The sequence below is a fragment of the Nonomuraea sp. NPDC048892 genome, from assembly GCF_040649735.1.
In the GTDB taxonomy this organism is placed as follows: Bacteria; Actinomycetota; Actinomycetes; order Streptosporangiales; family Streptosporangiaceae; genus Nonomuraea; species Nonomuraea maheshkhaliensis.
In genome coordinates, this window is the sequence record NZ_JBEZFZ010000003.1 from 788274 (window position 1) to 811757 (window position 23484).

20 protein-coding genes and 1 pseudogene are annotated in these 23484 nt (G+C 69.6%); 9 read left to right on the forward strand and 12 right to left on the reverse strand.

Annotated features, from left to right (window positions below; all coding sequences use genetic code 11):
* Positions 1-162 precede the first annotated feature (162 nt).
* A complete protein-coding gene (locus tag AB0C28_RS13165) occupies positions 163-1284 on the forward strand; it encodes a CaiB/BaiF CoA-transferase family protein (protein ID WP_357843430.1) in 1122 nt (373 codons plus the stop codon).
* Here the strand turns inward: AB0C28_RS13165 and AB0C28_RS13170 are convergent.
* On the reverse strand, positions 1258-2499 hold the full coding sequence (locus AB0C28_RS13170; protein ID WP_357843427.1) for an FAD-dependent monooxygenase: 1242 nt from the start codon (positions 2497-2499) through the stop codon (positions 1258-1260). The two genes, AB0C28_RS13165 and AB0C28_RS13170, sit on opposite strands and share 27 nt — an antisense overlap.
* Before the next feature lie 79 nt (positions 2500-2578).
* Between AB0C28_RS13170 and AB0C28_RS13175 the strand changes: the two genes are divergently transcribed.
* On the forward strand, positions 2579-3103 hold the full coding sequence (locus AB0C28_RS13175; protein WP_358074237.1) for a helix-turn-helix domain-containing protein: 525 nt from the start codon (positions 2579-2581) through the stop codon (positions 3101-3103).
* A 67-nt stretch (positions 3104-3170) separates the two neighbouring features.
* Here AB0C28_RS13175 and AB0C28_RS13180 read toward each other — a convergent pair whose 3' ends face one another.
* The gene (locus AB0C28_RS13180; RefSeq protein ID WP_357843421.1) at positions 3171-3623 is read right to left on the reverse strand and encodes an effector binding domain-containing protein; all 453 of its coding nucleotides are present in this window, start codon (positions 3621-3623) and stop codon (positions 3171-3173) included.
* 98 nt (positions 3624-3721) lie between these two features.
* On the opposite strand from AB0C28_RS13180, the gene AB0C28_RS13185 reads away from it, so the two are divergent.
* Positions 3722-5161 (forward strand): GuaB1 family IMP dehydrogenase-related protein, encoded by a 1440-nt coding sequence (locus AB0C28_RS13185; protein WP_358074240.1) that lies wholly within the window; start codon positions 3722-3724, stop codon positions 5159-5161.
* A 61-nt stretch (positions 5162-5222) separates the two neighbouring features.
* Here the strand turns inward: AB0C28_RS13185 and AB0C28_RS13190 are convergent, their stop codons facing one another.
* Positions 5223-5978, reverse strand: a complete 756-nt coding sequence (locus tag AB0C28_RS13190) for an SDR family oxidoreductase (RefSeq protein WP_357843415.1) — start codon at positions 5976-5978, stop codon at positions 5223-5225.
* 77 nt (positions 5979-6055) lie between these two features.
* On the opposite strand from AB0C28_RS13190, the gene AB0C28_RS13195 reads away from it, so the two are divergent.
* Positions 6056-6430: an FKBP-type peptidyl-prolyl cis-trans isomerase gene (locus AB0C28_RS13195; RefSeq protein ID WP_346102799.1), complete on the forward strand. Its 375-nt coding sequence runs from the start codon at positions 6056-6058 to the stop codon at positions 6428-6430.
* A 268-nt stretch (positions 6431-6698) separates the two neighbouring features.
* Positions 6699-8225, forward strand: a complete 1527-nt coding sequence (locus AB0C28_RS13200) for an ATP-dependent DNA ligase (protein ID WP_358074243.1) — start codon at positions 6699-6701, stop codon at positions 8223-8225.
* A gap of 91 nt (positions 8226-8316) precedes the next feature.
* On the opposite strand, the gene AB0C28_RS13205 is transcribed toward AB0C28_RS13200, so the two are convergent.
* Positions 8317-9468, reverse strand: coding sequence for a transposase (locus AB0C28_RS13205; RefSeq protein WP_358074426.1), 1152 nt, complete (start codon positions 9466-9468; stop codon positions 8317-8319).
* Positions 9469-9505: 37 nt separating this feature from the next.
* Between AB0C28_RS13205 and AB0C28_RS13210 the strand changes: the two genes are divergently transcribed.
* Together AB0C28_RS13210 and AB0C28_RS13215 are read left to right on the forward strand one after the other, a co-directional pair.
* The gene (locus tag AB0C28_RS13210) at positions 9506-9655 is read left to right on the forward strand and encodes an Arc family DNA-binding protein (protein ID WP_358074246.1); all 150 of its coding nucleotides are present in this window, start codon (positions 9506-9508) and stop codon (positions 9653-9655) included.
* 524 nt (positions 9656-10179) lie between these two features.
* Positions 10180-10884, forward strand: coding sequence for a septal ring lytic transglycosylase RlpA family protein (locus AB0C28_RS13215; RefSeq protein ID WP_358074249.1), 705 nt, complete (start codon positions 10180-10182; stop codon positions 10882-10884).
* 109 nt (positions 10885-10993) lie between these two features.
* Here the strand turns inward: AB0C28_RS13215 and AB0C28_RS13220 are convergent, their stop codons facing one another.
* The 5 genes and pseudogenes from AB0C28_RS13220 to AB0C28_RS13240 form a co-directional block, all read right to left on the reverse strand.
* Positions 10994-12346, reverse strand: a complete 1353-nt coding sequence (locus tag AB0C28_RS13220) for an alpha/beta hydrolase (RefSeq protein ID WP_358074252.1) — start codon at positions 12344-12346, stop codon at positions 10994-10996.
* Positions 12264-12854, reverse strand: a complete 591-nt coding sequence (locus AB0C28_RS13225) for a TetR/AcrR family transcriptional regulator (protein ID WP_357843401.1) — start codon at positions 12852-12854, stop codon at positions 12264-12266. Before AB0C28_RS13225 ends, AB0C28_RS13220 begins: the two co-directional genes overlap by 83 nt.
* Positions 12855-12947: 93 nt before the next feature.
* The gene (locus AB0C28_RS13230; RefSeq protein ID WP_357843399.1) at positions 12948-14270 is read right to left on the reverse strand and encodes an MFS transporter; all 1323 of its coding nucleotides are present in this window, start codon (positions 14268-14270) and stop codon (positions 12948-12950) included.
* A gap of 364 nt (positions 14271-14634) precedes the next feature.
* Positions 14635-15456: pseudogene (locus tag AB0C28_RS13235) on the reverse strand (SDR family NAD(P)-dependent oxidoreductase); the annotation flags it as partial.
* A 298-nt stretch (positions 15457-15754) separates the two neighbouring features.
* Complete coding sequence (locus AB0C28_RS13240) at positions 15755-16600, reverse strand: NAD(P)H-binding protein (RefSeq protein WP_358074255.1); 846 nt, start codon at positions 16598-16600, stop codon at positions 15755-15757.
* 861 nt (positions 16601-17461) lie between these two features.
* Between AB0C28_RS13240 and AB0C28_RS13245 the strand changes: the two genes are divergently transcribed.
* A complete protein-coding gene (locus tag AB0C28_RS13245) occupies positions 17462-18343 on the forward strand; it encodes a LysR family transcriptional regulator (RefSeq protein ID WP_358074258.1) in 882 nt (293 codons plus the stop codon).
* A 95-nt stretch (positions 18344-18438) separates the two neighbouring features.
* On the opposite strand, the gene AB0C28_RS13250 is transcribed toward AB0C28_RS13245, so the two are convergent.
* Both AB0C28_RS13250 and AB0C28_RS13255 read right to left on the reverse strand, forming a co-directional pair.
* The gene (locus tag AB0C28_RS13250) at positions 18439-19392 is read right to left on the reverse strand and encodes a C45 family peptidase (RefSeq protein ID WP_358074261.1); all 954 of its coding nucleotides are present in this window, start codon (positions 19390-19392) and stop codon (positions 18439-18441) included.
* Positions 19393-19877: 485 nt separating this feature from the next.
* Positions 19878-20462: a DUF1707 and DUF4870 domain-containing protein gene (locus AB0C28_RS13255; RefSeq protein ID WP_357843387.1), complete on the reverse strand. Its 585-nt coding sequence runs from the start codon at positions 20460-20462 to the stop codon at positions 19878-19880.
* Between the two features lie 142 nt (positions 20463-20604).
* Here AB0C28_RS13255 and AB0C28_RS13260 point away from each other — a divergent pair, with 142 nt between their 5' ends.
* A complete protein-coding gene (locus AB0C28_RS13260; protein WP_106250354.1) occupies positions 20605-20949 on the forward strand; it encodes a hypothetical protein in 345 nt (114 codons plus the stop codon).
* Positions 20950-21084: 135 nt separating this feature from the next.
* Here AB0C28_RS13260 and AB0C28_RS13265 read toward each other — a convergent pair whose 3' ends face one another.
* Positions 21085-22128, reverse strand: coding sequence for a DUF4192 domain-containing protein (locus tag AB0C28_RS13265; protein ID WP_358074429.1), 1044 nt, complete (start codon positions 22126-22128; stop codon positions 21085-21087).
* Positions 22129-23484: the final 1356 nt, after the last annotated feature.

A 23484-nucleotide genomic window follows, 5' to 3' on the forward strand; every position in this document is an offset into this window, starting at 1 on the left:
GCCTGCTGCAGACGGACGCTGAACGCGACCGCCTGTAGACCACCCGAACAGTGGGCAAGTTTCCCATACCTCCCGGGACTTCGCGGGAAGTCGGAAAGGCCGCTTGCACCAGATCACCGAATGTTGTTCTACTGAGGCAGGGTCAGCAACGAGGAGAGTCCGATGCCTGAGGTTCGCCAGGGTCCCCTGTCCGGTGTGCGAGTGCTGGAGCTCGCCGGGCTCGCTCCTGGGCCGTTCGCGGGGATGATGCTAGCCGATCACGGCGCCGAAGTCCTGCGAGTCGACCGGGTCGGAGCGGTTTCCGACCGCCCCCGCGCCGACGTCATGGACCGCGGCAAGCACACGATCGGGCTGGATCTGAAGTCGCCCGAGGGCGTGGCCGCGTTCAAGGAGCTTGTGCGCCACGCCGACGTGGTGATCGAGGTGTTCCGGCCGGGCGTGGCGGAACGGCTCGGCATCGGGCCCGCCGACCTGCACGCGGTCAACGAACGGCTCGTCTACGGCCGGATGACCGGCTGGGGCCAGGACGGCCCGCTCGCCCCGACGGCCGGGCACGACATCGACTACATCGCGGTCTCGGGCGTGCTGTCCATGCTGGGGCACGAGGGCGAGCGGCCGACGCCGCCGATGAACATCCTGGGCGACTTCGCCGGAGGCGGGCTCATGCTCGCGTACGGGGTGCTGCTCGCCCTGTTCGAACGGGAGCGCACCGGCGCCGGACGGGTGATCGACGCGGCCATGGTGGACGGGGCGGCCATCCTGTTCTCCATGTTCTACCAGGCGGTGCAGAGCGGCCACTGGGGCCCGCGCGGCACCAACCTGCTCGACACCGGCGCCCCGCAGTACGACACCTACGAGACGGCCGACGGCGAGCACATGGCCGTGGGCGCGCTGGAGCCGCAGTTCTGGGAGGCGATGGTCGGCCTCATGGGCCTGACCGACCTGCCCGACAGGAACGACCGGGCCCAGTGGCCCGCGCTGCGGGCACGCCTGGCCGAGGAGTTCAGGAAGCGCACGCGGGCCGAGTGGGAGGCCCTCTTCGAGGGCTCGGACGCCTGCGTCTCGCCCGTGCTGTCCATGGCCGAGGCCGCCGCCCATCCGCACAACGTCGCCAGGGAATCGTTCGTCCAGGTGAGCGGCGTGACCCATCCGGTGCCCGCGCCCCGGCTGCTCGGGACGCCCCGCCAGGGCCTCTCCCCCGCCACCCGCCTGACCGACCTGTCGGAGTGGGGCCTGCCGGCAGAGGAGGCGGACAAACTACGCGCCCTTGGAGTGCTCGCGTGAGGGCGTGCGACCGTCCTTCGCCGCGTAGTCCTTGAGCACGATCGAGTCGTGCAGGCGCACGCCTCTGCTCGTCCCCTGCGCCACGGCCTTGGTCAGGGCGGTCGGCAGGCGGTTGACCAGCCGCAGGCCGCGGTTGAGCGCCCACAGCCCGAAGCGGCCGCCGGGCATGAGACTCCGCGCGGCGTTGACCGCGAACGTCCGGCTGCGGCGCACGTACTCGCCGAGCTCGGCCTCGTAGGCGGGGAAGGCCCGCGTGTGGTCGCCGTCGCAGGCGGCCAGCTCTCCCGCGAGCACGTACGCCCCCACCACCGCCAGGCTCGTGCTGCCCCCGACCGCGGGCCCCGGGCAGTATCCCGCGTCGCCCACCAGCGTCACCCGGCCCTGTGACCAGGTGTCGAGGCGGAGCTGGGTGATCGAGTCGAAGTAGAAGGCGGGCGAGCGGTCCGCCTCGTCCAGGAGCCTCGGCACCTCCCAGCCGGCGTCGCCGAAGTGATCGCGCAGCAGCTCCTTCTGCCGGGCGACGTCCCTGTGGTGGTAGTCGAGCGGGCGCGGCGTCCTGAAGAGGAACACCGCCCGCGCGTCCTCCATGTGCGCCGCCCCGTACATCGCGGCCGTCCTGTCCACCCCCACGAGGCCCTCGACCCTGCGGTCGAGACCCAGGTGGTTGGGCACCGACGCGACGGCCAGGTAGGCGCCGATCCAGGTGGTGAAGTCCTCCTCGGGGCCGAACACCAGGCGGCGCACGTTGGAGTGCAGGCCGTCGGCGCCGATCACCAGGTCGTACGCGGCCGGCGCGCCGCGCTCGAACGTCACCTCCCCGTCCTGCGTGATCGACGTGATCGAGTCGCCGAAGACGTAGCCGACGTCGTCGCGGGTGAGGTCGTGGAAGATCTCGCTCAGGTCGTCGCGCATGATCTCGGCGTGCCGGTCGGAGAAGGCCCCCATGAGCCTGCGCATCTCCAGCTCGGCCGCTCGCGCGCCGTTCTCGGTGTGCATGGTGAGCGTGTGCGTGCCGGTCGCATGCGCCATGACCGGCTCCAGCGCGCCCATGCGTTCCACGATGTCCATCGCGGGCCGGAACAGGTCGACCGCGTGCCCGCCCGTCTTGCGCGGAGCGGGCGCGCGCTCGACCACGGTGACGTCGAAGCCCGCGCGGACGAGCCAGTACGCCAGCACCGGCCCCGCCACGCTCGCTCCGGAGATCAGGATCCTCATCGCTCCTCCTTACCTACCGTTAAGTAAGACGGTAGCACGCGTGCTTACTTAACGGTAGGTAAGTACTAGGGTGGGCTGCATGCCCGGTGACACGAAGAGCCGCATCCTGGCGGTCGCCCGCGAACTGTTCGTCGAGCAAGGCGTGCAGAACACCAGCCTGCGCCAGATCTCCGAACGGCTGGGCCTGACCAAGCCCGCGCTCTACTACCACTTCGCCTCACGCGACGACCTGGTGCGCAGCATCGTGCAGCCGCTGATCGAGGACTTCCAGCGGTTCGTCGACGACCGCGAGCCGACCGGCGGCGATCCCAGGCGGTTGCTGGGCGACTACTTCGACCTGATGTGGCGGCACCGCGACGTGATCGTCATGATGGTGCGCGACCTGTCCACGCTGAGCCACCTCGACCTGGGCACGCGCGTGTTCGGCTGGCGGCGGCAGATCGTCGCCCTGCTGCTCGGGCCCGACCTGACGCGGGAGCAGCACATCCGGGCGACGGTGGCGCTGGGCGGCATGTCGGACTGTGTGGTGGAGTACGCCGAGCTGGCGCTGGAGGAGGTCAAGCCGACGGCCGTCGAAGCGGCGGCCGTCGCACTCGGCATCTGACCGGGCTCTCTCGTCCTCCCGGCCCGTGTATCCCGGCCCCTCGTTCCGGCCGTTGGGATGTTTTCGGTCAGACGGCGATGTAGAGGTCGACGCCGTCGCGGTGGTGCACTTCGAGGTCGGTCGTGAACGAGCGCGACGGCGTACCGCCCGACTCGGTGTGCTTCCACACCTCCTGCCACGACTCGACCAGCGCCTGCGGCATCGGGCCGCGCGCCTCCAGCTTCAGCGCCTGACCTGCCGGCACCCGCACGGCCACCATGCCCTCGGGCAGCCGCGGCGCCGTACGCACGCCCGTGCCGACGATCTGCGTGTAGGCGCCGTGGTGGTCGCTCTCGTAGTCGGTCAGCACCGCGTAGAGGTTTTCGTCCACGCGGCCGGGCACGTGTGCGAAGGCCCCCGGCACCCCCGCCCGCTGCCAGAGCCCGGGCAGCCTGGCCCGGGCCGGATCCATCTCGTCGGCGTTGCTCGTGCGCACGGCGAAGCCGACCACGATCAGCTCGCCTCGTTCGGTGACGTTCACAGACCCTCCCCCTCCCCCAAATGTGTCCCGGCCGATCATAAGCCCCCGAGAAAGGGGGAAACCCCTAGTTAAGCTGTCCGCACATAAGATGGATGAACGTGAGATTTCTCAACGACCTCGAGCCGCAATACGACCTGACCTATAGCGACGTGTTCATGGTTCCTTCACGTTCGGCGGTGGGTTCCCGGCTCGCAGTCGACCTGTCGACGAACGACGGCACCGGCACCACCATCCCCCTCGTCGTGGCCAACATGACCGCCGTGGCCGGCCGCCGCATGGCCGAGACCGTGGCGCGCCGCGGCGGCATCACCGTGATCCCTCAGGACATCCCCCTGGACGTCGTGGCGAACGTCGTCGACTGGGTCAAGAAGCGCGACCTCGTCCACGACACGCCGCTCACCCTGACCCCGCACGACACCGTCGGCGAGGCCCTGCAACTGCTGCCCAAGCGCGCCCACAACGCGATCATCGTGGTCGACTGGGAGAACCGGCCCGTGGGCGTCGTGACCGAGGCCGACTGCCAGGGCGTCGACATGTACACCCAGCTCGCCCAGGTCATGTCGACCGAGCTGCTCACCCTGCCCGCCGGGCTCGACCCGCGCACGGCCTTCGACCGCCTGCACGAGGGGCGGCACCGGCTGGCGCCCATCGTGGACGGGGACGGGCGGCTGGTCGGCATCCTCACCCGTACCGGCGCCCTGCGCGCCACCCTCTACCAGCCCGCCGTGGACGCTCAGGGCCGGCTGCGCATCGCCGCCGCCGTCGGCGTGAACGGCGACGTGGCCGCCAAGGCCAAGGAACTGCTCGAAGCGGGCGTCGACTGCCTGGTCGTCGACACCGCGCACGGCCACCAGGAGAAGATGATCAGCGCCCTGCGCGCCGTCACCGCCCTCGACCCCGGCGTGCCCGTCGCGGCCGGCAACGTGGTGACCGCCGCCGGCGTGCGCGACCTGGTGGACGCCGGGGCCGACATCCTCAAGGTCGGCGTCGGGCCCGGCGCCATGTGCACCACCCGGATGATGACCGGCGTCGGGCGTCCCCAGTTCTCGGCCGTGCTGGAGTGCGCCGCCGAGGCCCGCCGCCTGGGCCGGCACGCGTGGGCGGACGGGGGCGTGCGCCATCCTCGCGACGTGGCCCTCGCCCTGGCCGCCGGAGCCTCCAACGTGATGATCGGCTCGTGGTTCGCGGGCACGTACGAGTCGCCCGGCGACACCCGTACCGATGCCTCCGGGCGCAAGTACAAGGAGAACTTCGGCATGGCCTCGGCGCGGGCCGTGCGGCTGCGGACGGCCGAGGACTCGGCGTTCGAGCGGGCCAGGAAGGCGCTGTTCGAGGAGGGCATCTCAACGTCCAGGATGTATCTGGACCCGAAGCGGCCCAGCGTGGAGGACCAGATCGACGCCATCGTGGCCGGGCTGCGGTCCGCGTGCACGTACGCGGGGGCGTCGAACCTGGAGGAGTTCCACGCGCAGGCGGTCGTGGGGATCCAGAGCTCGTCGGGGTACACGGAGGGCATGCCCTTGCACCAGAGCTGGTGACCGGGCCGCCTGCTCGGGCCCCAGGGGCACGCCGGGACAACGCGTGCGGGGCTCGTCGGCGTCAGGATCTACGCCAGCCACCCGCCGCGTTGATGCCGCCGTCCACGTGCAGCGTCGTCCCCGTCACGAACCTGGCCAGATCGCCGGCCAGGAACACGGCCGCCGCCGCGGCGTCACCGGGATCGCCCAGGTGACCCAGCGGCGGCACGCGTACCGGCTCGTAGGGCAGTGAGCCGGCCAGCATGCGCGCCCGCACGCCCGACTCCCCGGCCGTCTGGATCGCGTCGGGCGCGATCGCGTTCACCCTGATGCCTCTGGGGGCCAACTCCAGCGCCAGCGACTTCGTCAGGCTCTCCAGACCGGCCTTCATCGCCGCGTACACCGCGAACCCCGGCGCCGCCTGGTGCGCCTCGCTCGACGTCACGTTGATGATCGACGCGCCCGGCGGCATCAACGGCAGCAACCGCCTGATCATGCCGGTGACCTGGGTGAAGTTCTCCTCGATCAGGATCTGCTCGCCGCGCGCCGAGGTCTCGGCGAACCCGGCGTGGAAGGTGCCGCCCGCGTTGTTGACCAGCACGTCCACCCGGCCCCAGCGCTCGCGTACGGCCTGGGCGAAGACCTCGACCGCCACGTGGTCGCGCACGTCGAGCGTCATGGCCAGCTCGGCCTCCGGCTTGTCGCGGTCGCAGACCGCGACGTGAGCGCCTAAGGCCGCGAACGCCCGCGCCGTGGCCAGCCCGATGCCTCTGGCCGCTCCGGTGACGACGGCCACACGGCCGGTGAGCAGGATCGTGTCGGGCGAAAGGGCGGCCATGAACGACGACCATATCCCGACCGCATAGAGTCGTCGGGTCCGTTCTCATCGACAACAATCGTCAACAGGAGCACTTCGTGGCACTCGAAAAGCCCGAGATCGACTTCCCGGGGGGCAACCCGCCCGCCGACCTGGAGATCGAGGACCTGACCGTGGGCGACGGCCCCGAGGCCAAGCCCGGTCAGACCGTCCGCGTCCATTACGTGGGCGTCTCGTTCTCGTCCGGGGAGGAGTTCGACGCGTCGTGGAACCGCGGCCAGCCGTTCGAGTTCCCGCTCGGCGCCGGGCGCGTCATCGGGGGCTGGGACCAGGGCGTCGCGGGCATGAAGGTCGGCGGCCGGCGCAAGCTCGTCATCCCGCCGCACCTCGGCTACGGCGACCGTGGCGCCCCGCCGCGCATCAAGCCGAAGGAGACGCTCATCTTCGTCGTCGACCTGCTCGGCGTGAGCTGACGTCCCGTCCGCCGCCCGCGGTGTGACGTCCAACCGACGTCCCACCGCTTCACGCGACGCGACGCCTCGTTCCGTCGCCCCGCGCGGTACGGCGTGCCCGGCGCCGGTCGGCTTCCACGATCCGGCGCCGGCACGGCCCACCGCTCACCCACTCGCTTCGCCCTCTTCTCGCCCTCTTCTCGCCAGATTTGTCGGCCGCGCCGACACACTCCGCGAGTGTGCCGATATCGGGTAGGGAAATGTCACCTGCGTGAGGCACCATAGGCGTGTGCTTCTGATCGACGTGGTGCGGGTTTCGGAGGCGGTGACACGCACGTCCGCCAGGCTCGGCAAGATCGGCCATCTGGCGGAGCTGCTGGGCCGAGTCGGCCCTGACGAGGCGGAGATCGCCATCTCCTACCTCTCGGGCGAGCTGCCGCAGCGGCAGGTCGGGGTGGGCTGGCGCACGCTGGAGGACATCCCGCAGCCCAAGCTGGCCGCCACCGCCACGCTCACGGCGGTCGACGAGCTGCTGAGCCGCATCAAGGCCGTGTCAGGCCAGGGCTCGCAGGCGGCCCGCAAGGCCCTGGTGGCCGAGCTGTTCGCGGGCCTGACGAGCCAGGAGCAGCAGTTCATGAGCCGGTTGCTGCACGGCGAGCTGCGGCAGGGCGCGCTCGACGGCGTCATGATCGAGGCCGTGGCCAAGGCGTCCGGTGCGCCGTCCGCCGACGTGCGGCGCGCGCTCACCCTGCGCGGCTGGCTCCCGGCCGTCGGGGCGGCGGCGCTGGGCGGCGGGGTCGAGGCGCTGCGCGCGTTCCGGCTGGAGGTGGGGCGTGCGGTCTCACCGATGCTGGCGGGCAGCGTGCCCAACGTGGCCGCCGCCCTGGAGAAGGCCGGCACGCCGGCGGCGCTGGAGTGGAAGCTCGACGGCGTACGCGTGCAGGCCCACCGCTCCGGCCCTTCGGCCGTGAAGGTCTTCACCCGTACGCTCGACGACATCACCGCCCAGGTCCCCGAGCTGGTCGAGGCGGTCCTCGCCATGCCCTCCGACGATCTGGTCCTCGACGGCGAGGTGATCGCCCTGCGGCCCGACGGCCGGCCGCACCCGTTCCAGGTGACGGCGAGCCGCGTCTCCAGCAAGACCAACGTCGAGCGGTTGCGCGAGCAGACGCCGTTGAGCGTGTTCTTCTTCGACGCCCTGCGCGTCGACGGCGCCGACCTGCTCGACCTGCCCTACGCCCAGCGCCAGGAGGCCCTGGCCGGCGCGGTCCCGCCGGGTCTGCTGACGCCGCGGCTGGTGACGGGGGACGTGTCGGAGGCGGAGAAGTTCTTCACCGACGTGGTCAGGGCGGGCCACGAGGGCCTGGTCGTCAAGTCCCTCACCTCCCCCTACGCGGCCGGGCGGCGGGGAGCGGGCTGGATCAAGGTCAAGCCCCGCCACACGCTCGACCTCGTGGTCCTGGCCGCCGAATGGGGCCACGGCCGGCGCGAGGGCAAACTGTCCAACCTCCATCTGGGCGCGCGTGACCCGGAGGGCGGGTTCGTGATGCTCGGCAAGACCTTCAAGGGCCTGACGGACGAACTGCTGGCGTGGCAGACCGCGCGCTTCCTTGAGCTCGCGGAGGGCCCGACGGACGAGTGGACGGTCGTCCTGCGGCCTGAGCTCGTGGTGGAGATCGCCTTCGACGGGGTGCAACGCTCGCCCCGGTATCCGGGCGGCATGGCGCTGCGCTTCGCCCGCGTACTCCGTTACCGGCCCGACAAACGCGTCGAGGACGCCGACACGGTCGACACGGTCCGCTCCCTCATGCTTTGACACGCTCCCCAGTCTGAAGGCTGGGGATTCAGCCTGTGCCGCGCGTGCGGCACTTCTGATGGCTTCCTGTTTCTCTGGGTCCTGCCCTCCGCTAGGCGGCGGGTCTTACGGTCCCTCCGCAGGCGTTTAACCTCTCCGCCCGTCCGGCGGTGAGGATGTTGATCGCCGCGTTCACGTCCCTGTCGTGGACCGCCCCACACGGGCAGGTCCACGACCGGATGTTCAACGGCATCTTGTCTGCGACGGTTCCGCAGGCCGAGCACAGCTTGCTCGACGGGAACCAGCGGTCGATCTTGGCGAAGGTGCGGCCGTACCGCTTCGCCTTGTACTCCAGCATGTTCACGAACTGCGACCAGCCCGCGTCGTGCACCGACTTGGCCAGCTTCGTGCGCGCCATACCCTTCACGGCAAGCTCCTCCACGTACACCGCTTGGTTGTCGCGGATGATCTGTGTGGAGAGTTTGTGTGCGAAGTCCCGGCGCGTGCCGGCCACCTGGGCGTGCGCCTTGGCGACCTTCAGCCTGGCCTTGGCCCGGTTCGCCGAGCCCTTCTCTTTCCTGCTCAGCGCTTGCTGTGCCTTGCGGAGCTTCTTCGCCGCGCGCCGCAGGATGCGCGGGTTGGCGATCTTGCGGCCGTCCGAGGTGACCGCGAAATGCGTCAGCCCCAGATCGATGCCGATCTCGTTCGGCGAGTCCAGCAGCGGCTCGTCGGCCGTCTCGACCACGAACGACGCGAAGTACCGTCCTGCGGCGTCCTTGATCACTGTCACCGATGACGGCTCGGCGGGCAGGTCCCGGGACCAACGAATCGGCACGTCGCCGATCTTCGGCAGGCACAGCTTCCCACCAGGGGTGATCGCGAACCGGGCGTTCCTGGTGAACCGGACCGCTTGCCGGTTGTCCTTGCGCGACCGGAACCGGGGCGGCGCGACCTTCGGGCCCTTTCGCTTCCCGGTGATCGAGGCGAAGAAGTTGCGACAGGCGAGGTTCAGGTCGGCGAGCGCCTGCTGAAGCACCACGGCCGACACCTCGCCCAGCCATGCCCGTTCCGGCGTCTTCTTCGCCTGCGTGATCACCTGCTTGGACAGGTCCCCGTCCGAGATATACCGCAGCCCGTTCTCGCGAGCCTCCCGCCGCATGCGCAGCCCGTCGTTGAACACCGTCCGCGCGCACCCGAACGCCCTGGCCAGCGCTTGACGCTGACCGGCGGCCGGGTAGAGGCGGAAGTTGTAACGCAGCTGCACCATCCGATCTTACCGCAGATGACACTACAGTGGTGTCATGATCCGGATCACGCTCAGACTCCCCGACGACGTACACGCCCGGCTGCTCACCCAGGCCCAGACCGATCGCCGGTCCCTCAACTCCGAGATCGTGCACCTGATCGAGGTGGCGCTCAACACCGTAGCCGGAGACGCCGAATCGCCTTGACAGCGATTCGTCCACCCCTGCCCCGCCGCACGGGAGAGTCGGCTTCACCCCCGCCTGAAGGGCGGAGCACTGCCGACGCCTTGGTAGCCGACACCACCCACCTTTCGCCGACACCACCCACCCGACACTGCACGCTTCGGCTAGCACCACGCGCCTATGGCTGGCACCGCCGCCGCCGCCCACGTCCCTGCCCCTTGCATCCCCGTGTCCTGCGGTTCATGGCGCACCCCCACCCCCGCGCTGCGGCGGACCGGGGCTTGCGTGCGGTCGAAGGTGTGTTGCGGCGTTCGCCTGAAAGGCGAAGATCCAGGGCTTACGCTTGGCGATCTGGGCACTCTTGTGGCATAAGTGAGATATTTCACTGAACATCCCTTTAAGTTGCCTTTACCTGGTATTTGTCGCATATGTTCGTGCTCGCCGCGCGGGGCCCCTGCCCCGCCGACGGATCGGCCGCCGCGACGCCCTCGCTCCCCCACGGTCCGGCCTTTCCTCGCCCTTTCCCCTACTGAGGACCGTGGTTTACCTTGGGCCAGCACTCCCGCACGCCGTCCCCCGACGCCCGCAAGTCGTCCGTGAACAAGCGCCGCTGGACCACCGTCGCGATCGGTGCGGCCGTCGTGGCAGCCGCCTCGACCACCGCCTGGGCGGCCATCGGCAACGACGACTCCTCCAAGCGCGCGGCGACGACTCCGAACCCGCCCTCCGCCGTCCCCAGCAGCACCAAGACGGACTCCGTACCCAAGCCCCCGAACCAGGGCGCGGCACCCCAGCAGCCACCGGCCGCGTCCAGGCCGAAGAGCACCCGTTCCCCGCGACCGACCGGAACCCCGCGCGCGACCGGATCCTCCGCGTCCGCCAAGACCTCGGAGCGGGAGACCAGCGCCCCTGAGCCGGCTGCCAGGACCGTCAAGAACGAGGCGAAGAAGCCGACGTTCCGGGTGCTGTCGTCCGGCAGGTGTGGCGCCTCGTACTACGGCGAGCCCCAGCTGACGGCGAGCGGTGAGCGCTTCAACCCCGCCGCCATGACCGCCGCGCACAAGACCCTGCCGCTGGGCAGCAAGGTACGCGTCACGAACCCGCACAGCGGCGAGTCGGTGACCGTCCGCATTAACGACCGGGGCCCGTACGTCGGCGGCCGCTGCCTCGACCTGTCCAGGGCCGCCTTCGCCGCCATCGGCGACGTCGGTGCCGGGGTCATGCGGGTGAAGTACGAGGTTTTGGCCCACTGACGCCACGACCGTCGTCTTCGCGCCACGTCAGCAACTCAACCACCGGCCCAGAAGCGGCGGGCTCCCGCCGAGGTCTGAGCCACAGCGGCCGGCATCGGCCGAGGTCCGATCAGAGGCGCCCGGCGTCGATGACGACCTGGGCGAACTCCGCCGGGGCCTCCTGGGGCAGGTTGTGGCCGGCGTCCTTCAGCAGACGGTGCTCGTACGTTCCGGTGAATCTGTCGCGCCACGCGGAGCCGTCGCCGGGCGGGTCCGTGAACGGGTCGCTGCCCCCGTCGACGGCGATGGTCGGAACCGTGACGGCCGGACGCGCGGCGAGTCGCTCCTCGTACGGGTCGTAGCGGCGTTCGCCGTCGGCGAGGCCGAGCCGCCAGCGGTAGTAGTGCAGCACGACGGCGACGTGGTCGGGGTTGTCGAAGGCGGCGGCGGTGCGCTCGAAGGTGGCGTCGTCGAAGTCCCAGGTCGGCGAGACGAGTTTCCAGAGGTACCGGGTCAGGTCGCTGCGCGTGGCCCTGTCCTCCATGGCGTTCTTGCCACGCGGGGTGCCGAAGTAGAACATGTACCACCATGCGCGCTCGGCCTCGGGGGACTTGGGCCGGAGGTTGTCGCGCAGGTCGGTGATGCGATAGCCGCTCACCGGGACCAGGGCCGTGCAGCGTTCCGGCCACAGGGCTCCGATGACGGTGGCGGTTCGCGCGCCCCAGTCGAAGCCGGCGAGCACGGCCTTGCCGATCCCAAGAGCGTCCATCAGCGCGATGATATCGAGAGCGACCGCCGCCTGCTGACCGTTGCGGAACGTCTCGTCGGAACGGAACCGGGTCGTGCCGAAGCCGCGCAGGTAGGGCACGATCACGCGGTAGCCCTCGGCCGCCATGTGCGGTGCGGCGTCGGCGAAGTTGTGGATGTCGTACGGCCAGCCGTGCAGCAGGACGACCGCGGGGCCGTCCGGGGGCCCAACTCGGCGTAGCCGACGTCCAGCAGGCCCGCCTCGATCCGTTTGAGGCGGCCGAAGGACGCGTGGGCCCCGGTCTCTTCCGGCGCCGGATCCTGTCGCGTGGCGGAGCCGCTCGGGGTGTGCGCACTGGTCGTCGCGGCGGTGGTCACGCCCGGGCCCTTCTGGGCTTTGGTGAAGGTGTTCGTGCTGGTCATGAGAGTCTCCGAGCGTCATACGTGTCTTCGACAGATCTGCCCTGTACGAGGGGGTATGCACCGGACGACTTGGCGTTTCGGCGGGCGTGAGATCACGGTGGTGTGCAGGGGGCGTACGCGGCGGCCGTGTGCAGGCGCGCCCTGTCCGGGGCACGGTTCCTGCGGAGTGGGCACGCCTTGACCGGGCAGGCTTCCCACGGGGTGAGCACGCCCTGCGCGGGGTGCCGTTCCTACGGGGTGGGCGTCTTGAGCGGGGCCGCGTCGAGGAGGACGGATGCGGCGGCGCGGGCGGTCGTGGCGGCCGAGGGGTCATGGTCCAGGCTCGCGGACTGCGCCGCGCCGTCGTACAGCAGAAGGAACTGGCGGGCCAGGGTGTCGGGGTCGGCGCATCCGGACGCGGTGAGCAGCCCGGCGAAGAGGTCACGGATCCAGACGCGATAATCCTCCGCGACCTTGCGGATGGCGCTGTTCTCCGGCGCCTCCGAGGTCGCCCGCGCGAAGGCGCAGCCGTTGTACTGCGGGTCCGTGAACGTCTCACCCAGCGCGTCGAAGACGCCGAGCACCTGCTCGCGCGGGGTGCGGAAGCGGGTCATGGCGCGGGCGACGCGGTCTCTCCTGCGTGCGAAGCGGTGTTCGAGGTAGGCGCAGACCAGACCCTCCTTGCTCTTGAAGGTGTTGTAGAGCGAGGCCTTGGCCACCCCGGCGTGTTCGATCACCCGGTCGATGCCGACGGTCTGTATGCCTTCGCTGTAGAACAGCTCGTCAGCCGCCTCCAGAAGCCGCTCACGTGCGGACGCCTTGGCCGCGGTCCTGGCCGCCATGGCTGCCACCATCCTTCGGGTAGACCTGTTCACTCTGACCTTGAAGAGTCGCCTATTCGACAGACCTGTCTACTCTAGCGCGGGAAAGATCCATCAGCCCTCTGAGACCTGTACCGCGCTCTCCTGGTAACCGGGGCTCACCGGCCTCCGTTCGGCGCGACGGCCGCTGAGCACGAGGACCGTCAGGGCCGCGAGGGCCAGCACGATGACGGCGATGCCGTACTCCTCGGACGTCCGCACCAGGCCGCCGCCGTACACGACCAGCATGCCGGCGATCACGGCGGGAACGCCCAGGCCGACGTAGCAGACGACGTACAGGAGGGAGAGCACGCCGGCTCGTTCGTGCGACCGCACCTGCGGGACGACCAGCCTGAGGCCGCCCTGGAACCCGGTGCCGAAACCGACGCCGGAGATCGCGGCGCCGACGAAGAACCCGATCGCCGACAGCGTGCCGCCGTCGCCCCAGGCGATGGACAGCAGCGTGATCAGTACGCCGACGATCAGTGTGCTGATGCTGGTCCGCAGCATGACCTGCGTCCTGGCCCCGCGCAGCAGCACGACGGCCAGGCCGGCGGGAGCCGCGAGGACGAACAGCGGCAGACCGCCCCACAGCACGGACGTGGAGTGCAGCAGGGTCCGCATGATGGCCGGGCCGAGCGCGCCGTACAGGCCGCTGAGCGCCCACACCGCGAACATCAAGGGGGCGGCGATCGCTATCGACGTACGCGCCGACCTGGGCAGCTTGAACTCCGGAACCATGCTGGCCAGCGCGCCCGGCTGTCGGGTGACCGTCTCCTTCAGCGCCAGTACGGCCAGCGTCTGCAGCACGAAGATCCCGAGCAGGATCGCGTAGACGAGACGAGTGGGGGCCGGCAGGTACTGCACGATCAGTCCGGAGGCCAGGACGCCGACCACGGTGCCCATCAGTGGTGCGAAGGAGTTGAGGAAGCCGCCTTTGCGCGCGTCGATGTCGAGCATCCCGGCGCCGATGGCACCGACCGCCGCGCCCGCGCTCAGCCCCTGGAGAACTCGGCCGGCCAGCAGGGCGCCCACGCTGTCAGCGGCGATGAACACGACCATGGCCAGCACCTGCACGATCAGGGCCGTCAGGAGGACCGGGCGCCGGCCGACCTGGTCGGAGACCCTGCCGAAGATCAGGAGTGAGGACAGGACGGCTAGCGCGTAGACGCCGAAGACGATGGTGGTGGTGATGGGCGAGAAGCCCCAATGCTGCTGGTAGACGGCGTAGAGGGGGGTCGGCGCACTGGACGATCCCAGGAACGACACCAACATGGAGGCCAGCACGGCGATGGACGCTCTGGGGCCTAGCTTGCGGCGTGGGGCCGCGTGGGCGGGGGGCTGCTTGGTCGGGACTATGTGGGGCGTGGGGGCGGCTGTGGCGGATGTGCAGCTCATGGGGTCACTTATCTCTTGGTATGCAACAAACGTCCCTAACTATACAGACCTGTCTGTTCAATATGATTCCGAGGGAGGTAAACCACCCCACCGCGACCTTGCGTACGCGGAGAAGGACCGATCGCGGACGGGCGTCGCGATGAACTTGCCCCACTGCGCGCCGGGACTCCCGTCGAAACCGGTGAGCCGCGATCCCCTTGACGACGCCGGCGCCCATCGCGGCCATACGGGCTCACACCGGGGGTGTCGTTGCCCGGCATGAGCCTGTACGGCCTTGTTGTCGGCCCGGCTGGAGACCCGCGCCCGGATCGCTGCCGGCATCACGCTGTGATCGTGCGCGAGGCCGCCATCCGAGCCGCGCTCCTCAACCGGCCTGACCGTGCGCCTCCATCGACAGGTCCTGCCAGTCGTCCCAGGTCTTGAGCCGGGCGGCGTACGCCTGCTGGATCATCGGGTAGAAGCCCTTACCGAAAAGCACCCGCAGCGGCGGGTTGTCGGCGTCGACGATCTTGAGGAGGGCCTGGGCCGCGGCGGCCGGGTCGCCGGCGGGCAGCTTGCCCGCGACCCCAGCCAGGGCCTGGCGGACACCGTCGTAGCTCGGCAGGGGCTCGACCTTGTGGCCGTTGTCGAGGGGGTTCGGGTTCTTGCCGGACCTGGTGGCGAACCCGCCGGGCTCGATCATGGTCACCTTGATGCCGAAGCCGGCGACCTCGCCCGCGAGCGATTCGTTCAGAGCTTCCAGCGCCCACTTGGACGCGTGGTACGCCCCGCCGAGCGGCATGGCGATGAGCCCGGCCGCCGAGGACATCTGGATGATGTGCCCCGACTTCTGCTCGCGCAAGTACGGCAGCGCGGCCTGAATGACCCAGAACGCACCGAACACGTTGGTCTCCAGCTGATCGCGCAACTGCTGCTCGGTCAGCTCCTCGATCGCACCGAACTGGGCGTACCCGGCGTTGTTCACGATGACGTCGAGCCGGCCGAAGTGCTCCCTGGCCCGCTTGACGGTCTCGACGACGGCGGCCTTGTCGGTCACCTCCAGCTCCAGCGGGAGCACGGCGTCACCGTAGGCGCGGACCAGGTCATCGAGGTGCTGGACGTTGCGGGCGGTGGCGGCCACCTTGTCGCCGCGCGACAGGGCGGCTTCGACGAAGTTGCGCCCGAGGCCGCGCGACGAACCGGTGACGAACCAAACCTTTGCTCATGATCTCATTCCATTCTTTGTTCTGATTAAGGGGGTGATGACGCCTCGTTCGTGGCGGGCAGTGGCGGCGGCCGGGAGATCCCTGTGATGGGCATGCTTCGCGGCCCCCACCACCACACCGCCGCCCCGAGTAGTCGCTCGGACGCGCGCCGCAGATCCCGGGGCGTTCTGGCGCGCGCCGCAGGTCCCGGCACGTCAGGCAGTACGCCCGGCGACAGAAGCCATTACTTGGCCAAAACCCCTCGGTGAGCGCACCGGGGGCTGTTTGATCGGGTGGTGATCAGCCGCCGCTGAAGGCGGATGCGTTGTCGCGGGCCCAGTCGGCGAAGGTGAGTGCGGGGCGGCCCAGGAGGTCTTGCACGGTTCCGGTGGTGGGGCCGGAACGGGTGGCGTAGTCGGCCAGAGAGCCGAGCAGGCGGGCCGGAACCTCCTCGGGCAGTCCTTGCGCGAGCATGCCTTGCCGTACCTGCTCGGGCGGGAGCTCCTGGAAGGACAGCGTCCGGCCGGTGGCGGCGCCGATGAGACGCACCTTCTCGTACTGGTCGAGCGACTCCGGCCCGGTCAGCGTGTACGTCTTGCCCGCGTGGTCGCTGGTACGGAGTGCTTGTACGGCGACGGCCGCGATGTCGGTTTCATGGATCGGGGAGGTCGCCGCCTTGCCGTACGCGCCGCGTACCACGTCACCGGCCCTGAGCTGAGGCGCCCAGGCCAGGGCGTTGGCGGCGAAGTCGGCCAGGCGTAGCACCGTCCAGTCCAGGCCGGAGCCGGTGACGAGGTCCTCGGCGAGCTTGAACTGAGCGGCGAAACGGGCCTCCCCGGCCGGATGCTCCACGGTGGTGGCCGACAGCAGCACCACGCGCCGCACACCTTGCCCGGCCGCCACCTTCAGCAGCTCGCCGAGACCGGGTCCGGTGGCGCGCGGGCTGATCTGAATGGCTTCCACCCCTTCCAGCGCCGCCTCGATCCACTGAGGACGGAACAGATCTCCACTGACGGCTTTCACACCCTCAGGGAACGGGGGCGCGGCGGGACCTCGGGTGACCGCGGTGACGGAGATGCCGTCGTCGAGCAGTTGCTTCATGACCTGGCGTCCCACGACACCGTTGGCTCCGGTGAGCAGAATCATGACGTTCTCACTTTCAGTCGATTGATGAACACAGCACCAGGCAGGCACAGAGCCGAAGTCCTGGACGCAGAAGACGACCCCACACCCGCAGATACAGACCGGCCACCCGACGATCCCGCCGATCGCCGGCAGGACCTGAACGGTCTCGGCCGCCCCGAACACCGGAAGACGACCCGTACCTGCAGATACAGGTCGGCCACCCGACCATCTCACCGAGCACTTGCAGGACCGGCACGGCAATACCGTCTCAGACGCGGAGGCCGGTCCCACATCCGCAGGTACGAGACCGGCCGTCCAGCGATCCCACCAGCCGCCGACGGGACCGGCACGGCCATACCGTCTCGAACCCAGCAAACGACCCCACACCCGCAGATACAGGCCGGCCACCCGCTGTTCCCGCCGTTCCCGCCGTTCCCGCCGTTCCCGCCGTTCCCGCCGATCGCCGGCAGGACCGGTACGGTCTTGCCGTCTCGGGCGCCGAGCCCGTTGCCCATGGCGTCGATCGCGGGAGCGGGCACGCCGTGGTGGAGCAGGCACGCCGAGCTGGTGCAGTCGCCTGCGAACCCGCCGGCGAGCCAGCTCCCCGAACCTCAGTGGCCTTCCCACCGTCTCGGCGACGACCCGTACTCGCCCGCCCCCTGTCACCCGCGACCTCGACCCGGTGGCCTCGTCCGCGAGCTCGTCGAGCGTCACCACCGGCGAACCGCCCACCCCCGGGGACCACGACCCGCGCTCGGTACGTCACAGTCTTTCTCCTCGTCCGTTTTAACGTCTCTCCACATGGTGGATTCGCCGCCAATAAGGATCAACGAGGCATTTCGCTATGCTGCGGTAAGCGCGATTTACCGGTGGAAGGCGGACGTGGAACTTCTCGACATCGAGATCTTCCTGACGCTCGCCGAAGAACTGCACTTCGGCCGGACCGCTGAGCGGCTGCACATCACTCACGCGCGAGTGAGCCAGGTGATCAAGAAGCAGGAACGGACGATCGGCGCCGACCTCTTCTACCGGACCAGCCGCAGCGTACGGCTGACACCGATCGGCGAGCAGCTGCGAGACGACCTCCGGCCGGTCTACCGGGAACTGCACGAGAGCATGCGGCGGGCCCGTCTCGCCGCCAAGGGCAAGGCCGGCGTGCTCCGCGTCGGCATGATCCCCGGCAACGCCCACGACCTGCGCGACCACTGGCAGGCGTTCCGGGCCCAGTACCCGCAGTGGGAGCTGCGCATCCGCCATGTCCCCTTCATCGACCCGTTCGCGGTTCTCCGCGACGGCACGGTGGATGTCCTGGTCACCTGGCTGCCCGTCGAGGAGCCGGATCTCACCGTTGGACCGGTCCTGTTCACCGACCCCCGAGTGCTGGCCGTCTCCGTGGATCACGAACTGGCCACCCGCCCAGCCGCCTCGATCGAGATGCTCGCCGACTTCCAGCACAGCGACGCGCCGCAGGTCCCCGGCTACTGGGCGGACGGTTTTCTCCCCTCACACACCCCGGGCGGCAACCGGATCGTGCGCGGCCCGCTCGTCACCCACATGGAGGAACTGCTCTCGCTGGTCAGCTTCGGCGAGGTCGTCAACGCCCTGCCCGCCCACTCCGCCCGCTACTGGAACCGCCCGGACATCGCCTGGCTGCCCTTCGCCGACTTCGAACCCCTGGCCTACGGTCTGGTGTGGCGAGCCGAGAACGCCGCCATCCGCGTACTCGCCCAGACCGTACGGGACCTCGGCCCGCTTCACCTGTGACTGTCGGCCTCCCTGGCGAGACGCTCGAAAGATCGGCACCGAACTCATGGCCGGCCCGATTTCGCGCAGGGGTGAGCAGGAGTCCGGAAGGTCTCTCAGCCGGCCAGGCCCCAGCCCACGGTGCGGAATCCGGGGGTGAAGTCACCGAAGGACTGGTGCCAGGACTCACCGGGCCAGTAATACGTCACACGGCCCTCAACGGGCTGGTAGCAGGCGGTGTAGAGCGTTACCGTTCCCTGCTCGTCGACGGATCGATACAGCGGCGGCTTCAGCATCGCCGCCACGTCAGCACCCGCGGCGCGAATGGCGTGCAGCCGCTCCTGCGTCCGCATGTCCCGCTCCTGCTCGTCGGTCACCGGCAGGTGCTGGTGATTGGCGGCGCAGGCATCCGGTGCCATCGTCGGCGACATGTCCGGCCCGACGAACACCGTCACCGCCTTCGCGGGATCGACCAGGGTGAGGTTCTGAGGGACCGCGATCGGCAGGGTCCGCAGCCTGCCGACCGCCTCATCGACGGTGTCGCACGTCTCCAGCAGGTAACGCACCACGATGAGAATGGCGAAGCCGCGTCCGTAGACGGAACGTCCGCCGTAGGTGAGCGAGATCGCGAGACCGGCGTCGTTCATCCCGTCCAGCAAGCCCCACAGCAGGTCCTGCATCCCGATCACGGGGCGCAGGAAGCAGGAGGAGACGATGGTGCCCTCGCACTGATCGGGCGGGAAGTCATAGTTGCGGAGCAGAATGCCGTTCCTGCCGATCTGGGTGCAGGCCGGGGAGAACGGTCGCAGTGCCGCATGGGTGAGGAAGGCTTCCGCCTCGGGCCGGTCGAGCTGGCCGGTCAGGCGGTTCAGCACCGGAACCATTTCCGGCATGTGCGCACGGAACAGCGCCCGGACGCGGTCCGCGCCCTCCGGAGTCCGGCCCTCCGCGGTCAGCAGGCCCTCCATGTCCTGCCACAGGGCCCGCGCGTGAGCGGCCCACCGCCCGTCGCCGCCGTCGCCGACCTCGATCGCCTGAAAGGTCTTGTGCTGTTGCCGCACGGCTGCCACTCCCTGTGAGAATCAAACGAAGTGACGGCAACCTAGCTAATTGTGCGGAAGATTCACCAGGTGACCGCCATCATCGACGGCCAGGCACGGGTCCCGATGAAACCGCTGAACGCGAGCCCGGCCGATCCGTCTGGGCGATCGTCTAGCCAGGCGGTGAGGGTCCCGCGCCGGAGAAGCCGAGAGCCATGCAGGCGGGAGCGGCGAGCCCACACCGACCCCCATCACCCCCGCGCTGAAAGCCGAGAGGCACGGAGGCGGGGGCGGCGAGCCCATACCGACCCCCATCACCTCGATCCACCATCAGCTCACACCGATCTCGTCATCGCCGTCCGCCCGCACCATGTGCGGCCCGGACGACGCTCCCAACCCGAACGTGAATGGACGTCGCGACCGACCGAACACCTGGCAGACGACGCGAACGCCTTGAGACGGCGCGGAGAAGGGGTTGTGCCGCGGAAACCGCTGACAGCCCCCTCCCCGCCAGGTCACTTCACAAGACGGATCGTCATCGGGTAGCGGTAGTTACCGTCCGAGAGGGCCGAGACACCGGCGACGACCGAAAGGACGACGGCCACGACCCAGATGACGGGAACGAGCAGGGTCCCGATGATGGTCAGCGGCAGCAGGATCGAGGCGCCGACGACCGTGATCTGGAAGTTGAGCGCTTCGACGGCCTGCGAGCGGATGTACGGCGAGGTCTTGCCGCCGGTGAGCATCAGGAGCAGCGGCCCGAGGATCGGAAAGCCGACGATGGGCAGCGTGTGCGCCAGGGCGGCGCCGAGACGCTCGTTGCTCTCCGTCGTACCCTGAGGACGAGCCGGGGTCGACACCGGAGCGACCCGGGGGACGGGCGCGGTGCCGTACAGCTCCTTCATGATGGGCATCAGGTCGCCGTGGGTGCGCGCGGTCATGGCGCGCTCCAACCGGTCGTCGAACTCGAGCTCGTCGAGGCGACCCTCCGCGTAGGCGGTCTTGACGTGCTCGACCACGTGTTCACGGTCCTGGTGGGTGACGCGCAGATGAGCTGGCGGCACCTGTCCCGGCCCGGGGGTCTTGGGTACCCCAGCCATAATCGCCATGCCTCTCCTTAGAGAATCGAGCTGTCTCCTCACATACTGCGTCCGCCGAACCTTCGATGCCATCGGGAGAATCCCCGATCTGTCCCCTAGATCATCCCCGACGCGAGGGCTCCAGACGGTATAAAAAGGATTCATGAGATGGCGAGACCGCTACGGCATTCGTCGACTGCGCGGCCGCAAGATCGCGAAGTTCGACCGCGAGGCGACAGACGCCGACATCGAGGCTCTTATCGCCTTCGCCCGTTCGCGGCGTGGTGTCGAGTTTTATGTCGAGCCAGAAACTTTTGCCACCGACACGACCGCTGTGGCGGTGGCCGACGACGGCGAGTGGACCCGGCGCAGGGTGGGTTCACCCGCAGTGATCCGCAAGGTCGCCCGCGACCTTGCCCTTCCGGTGTACGACGTGCAGCTCACGGGTTACCCGCAGCGCATGCGCGCCTACAACGAACGCCGTAAGAAGGAAGAAGGCAGTCTCTAAAGCGGCTCCTTTCTCCCTCCTTTGGTACACATGAGCCGGCCCGGGTGAGGTCGACAGCACAGGGGTCCCCCGCCCCTGTGCTTCCTTCGTTCTCTTTCTCCTTCGGCTCTGCTCTTCGCTTCCGTGATGCGGAGATTATTGGAGGGTGGGGGTTGGGTCCTCGTCGTCGAGGAGGTTGACCAGGGGGAGCAGCCAGACGGCGGTGGCGGGGCCCATGGTGGCGTCGAGTTCTGCGGGGGTCGGGAGGCGGCCTCGGAGGATGGCCGGCGAGAGCAGGTTCTGCAGGGCGTGCATGAGCAGGTTGGCCATCGAGTAGGTCGGGTCGGCGGCGAGGGCACGTTCGAGGGCGATGGTGGCCTGAACGTTGTTGCCCTCCCGCCACGCTGCTATGGCCAGCAGTGACGCGGCCGGTGGCACGAAGCGGGGCTCCAGCCTGCGGGTCAGGTCTTTCCAGAGCGGGGCGTGGGAGTCTTCCATGAGGGTCCAGCCCTCATCGCGCACCCTCATGATGACCAGGTCCAGGCCGAGTTTCGCCGCCTCCAGATCGTCCAGCCTGCCGCCCTCGGAGTGGGTCTTCAGCGCGGCCCGGACCCGTTCCAGGCCGTCGGAGACGAACTGCCCGGCGAAGGCGTCCAGGTCGGTGGCGGCCATCAGCCGGGCGCGGAAGTCGGCGATCACTTCGGCCGTGGCCCGGCGCATCGCCATCCGTACCGGACCTGTGATGGGGGCAAGTGTGCGCTCCAGGGACTCGCGGTCCGGGAGTGCCACCAGGCCGCGGACGGTGGCTTCGGCCGCTATCTGGCTGGTGGAGGGGTCGTATGGGGTGCCTTCCGCCGGGCAGCACGTCGCCAGGTCGCAGACGTACGACCAATAGCGGCCCTCGTGGGCCCGTAGCGCCTCGCCCACCCGCACCCCTGACTTGGCCGCGAGCAGCCTGGCCTCGTCGGCTGCCGGGGTGACCAGCTCCCCCGGGCCGTAGCCGATCACGACGATCTCCGTGACACCTTCGCGTTCGAAGAGGGGTGCGAGGGCGTCGAGGGTGCCCTGCGGGAACGGCAGGCCCCACCTGGCCACCATCTTGGCCTGCCCGCGTGCGAGGCCGACGACTACGAGGCTGCCGGTGGGGTGGAAGCCGACCAGGTAGGGCACGGCGGCCAGAACGTCGGTCGGGCTTCTCAGGGTGAGACAGGCATCGGTGTCGAAGGTCGAGAAGTCCTGTGGGAGATCGAGAGCGGAGGTGGTTGTGTCGGGGGTGAAGGGGAGCGGGTCTTTGCGGTGGCGGCCACGCTGACTGTGATTTTGGTGGCGGTGGTGGTCAATGACAGGCCCGGGGTTGGAGTCACCTCCCGGGTTGGGCACACGACTGCGGCTTCCTTGCGCGCGGGGGTCGCCGGCAGTGCCGCCGTGAGCGATCGGGTCGAGGTCTCCGACGGTGCCGCCCTGACCAGCGGAGTTGGGACCGGCGGTGGTGCTGCTGCGGGCGACAGGGTTGGCGTCGTGGTCAGCAGTTTCGTCATGAGCGACTGGGTCGAGGTCGCTGACTGTGCCGCCCGGAGCGACCGGGTTGGTGTGGCGGTCGGCGGCAGTTCCGCCGTGGGTGACGGGGCTGGGGTCACCAGCAGGGCTGCCGTTGGTGACGGGGTTGGGGCCGGTAACGGAGTCGGGGTTGGTGGTTGGGCCGCCATGAGCGGTTGAGCCGACCGTGGAGACAGAGCCGCCGTGGACGGGGTTGCCGTGGACGGGGTTTCCCTGGACGGGGTTTCCCTGGACGGGGCTGGTCCTGGAGGCAGGGCCTATGGGGACCGGAACGGGGTCAGGGGTGCGGGCGTGGGTTGGGGTGGGAGTGGCGGCGTGGGTTGGGGTGGGGGCGTAGCTGGGGGTGGGAGTGGCAGCGTGGGTTGGGGTGGGGGCTGGGTGGTTGGTCGTCATGGGCCGAGAGGATGCCGTGGACGAGTTGGACGGCGATGGGCCGAACGCGGTTCTGTGGATGACGGAGGGCTGTCCACAGCCGACAGGGGGCCAAATAGTAGGACTCGACCGATGGAGGGCATCGAACGGCTTCCGCTGAGGCGGATTGCACGGGCAGGGTGGCCGGGCCAGGAGGCGTGCGGGGCTTCCGATTCGGAAGGGTGACCGCGCCCAGCACACCGTCGTCCACCGCCATGGCCGGCGTCCTTCCCTCTGATCAATGCGGCTGGGCCAGGCGGACTGCTGCCGGCTGCCGGACCCAGCCGAGCAAGACTCAGCCCAGGCCTGGCGGGGCGGGGGCACGGGGGGATCAGGCCGCTCCGGGACAGGCGACGTTCAACCGAAGCGGGCGAGACTCAGACCGAGCAGGCGGGCCGGGGGCGGAGTAGGCAGGGGCAGGGCGGGGGTGCACTTAGGCCGGACCAAAGGGGCGGCGTTCAGCCGGGGCGGGCGCGTTCAGACGAGGCCGGACCGAGCAAGGCGGGCCGGAGCAGGGGGGTCGGGGCAGGGGGGTCGGGGCAGGGGGGTCGGGGCAGGGGGTCGGGGCAGGGGGTCGGGGCAGGGGGT

Coding starts and splice junctions, on each gene's coding strand:
- AB0C28_RS13255 (WP_357843387.1), bottom strand. CDS start 20,462: ATGGCTGGGGTACCCAAGACCCCCGGGCCGGGACAGGTGCCGCCAGCT.
- AB0C28_RS13190 (WP_357843415.1), bottom strand. CDS start 5,978: ATGGCCGCCCTTTCGCCCGACACGATCCTGCTCACCGGCCGTGTGGCC.
- AB0C28_RS13260 (WP_106250354.1), top strand. CDS start 20,605: ATGAGATGGCGAGACCGCTACGGCATTCGTCGACTGCGCGGCCGCAAG.
- AB0C28_RS13165 (WP_357843430.1), top strand. CDS start 163: ATGCCTGAGGTTCGCCAGGGTCCCCTGTCCGGTGTGCGAGTGCTGGAG.
- AB0C28_RS13240 (WP_358074255.1), bottom strand. CDS start 16,600: ATGATTCTGCTCACCGGAGCCAACGGTGTCGTGGGACGCCAGGTCATG.
- AB0C28_RS13230 (WP_357843399.1), bottom strand. CDS start 14,270: ATGAGCTGCACATCCGCCACAGCCGCCCCCACGCCCCACATAGTCCCG.
- AB0C28_RS13175 (WP_358074237.1), top strand. CDS start 2,579: ATGCCCGGTGACACGAAGAGCCGCATCCTGGCGGTCGCCCGCGAACTG.
- AB0C28_RS13225 (WP_357843401.1), bottom strand. CDS start 12,854: ATGGCGGCCAGGACCGCGGCCAAGGCGTCCGCACGTGAGCGGCTTCTG.
- AB0C28_RS13220 (WP_358074252.1), bottom strand. CDS start 12,346: ATGACCCCTCGGCCGCCACGACCGCCCGCGCCGCCGCATCCGTCCTCC.
- AB0C28_RS13210 (WP_358074246.1), top strand. CDS start 9,506: ATGATCCGGATCACGCTCAGACTCCCCGACGACGTACACGCCCGGCTG.
- AB0C28_RS13170 (WP_357843427.1), bottom strand. CDS start 2,499: ATGAGGATCCTGATCTCCGGAGCGAGCGTGGCGGGGCCGGTGCTGGCG.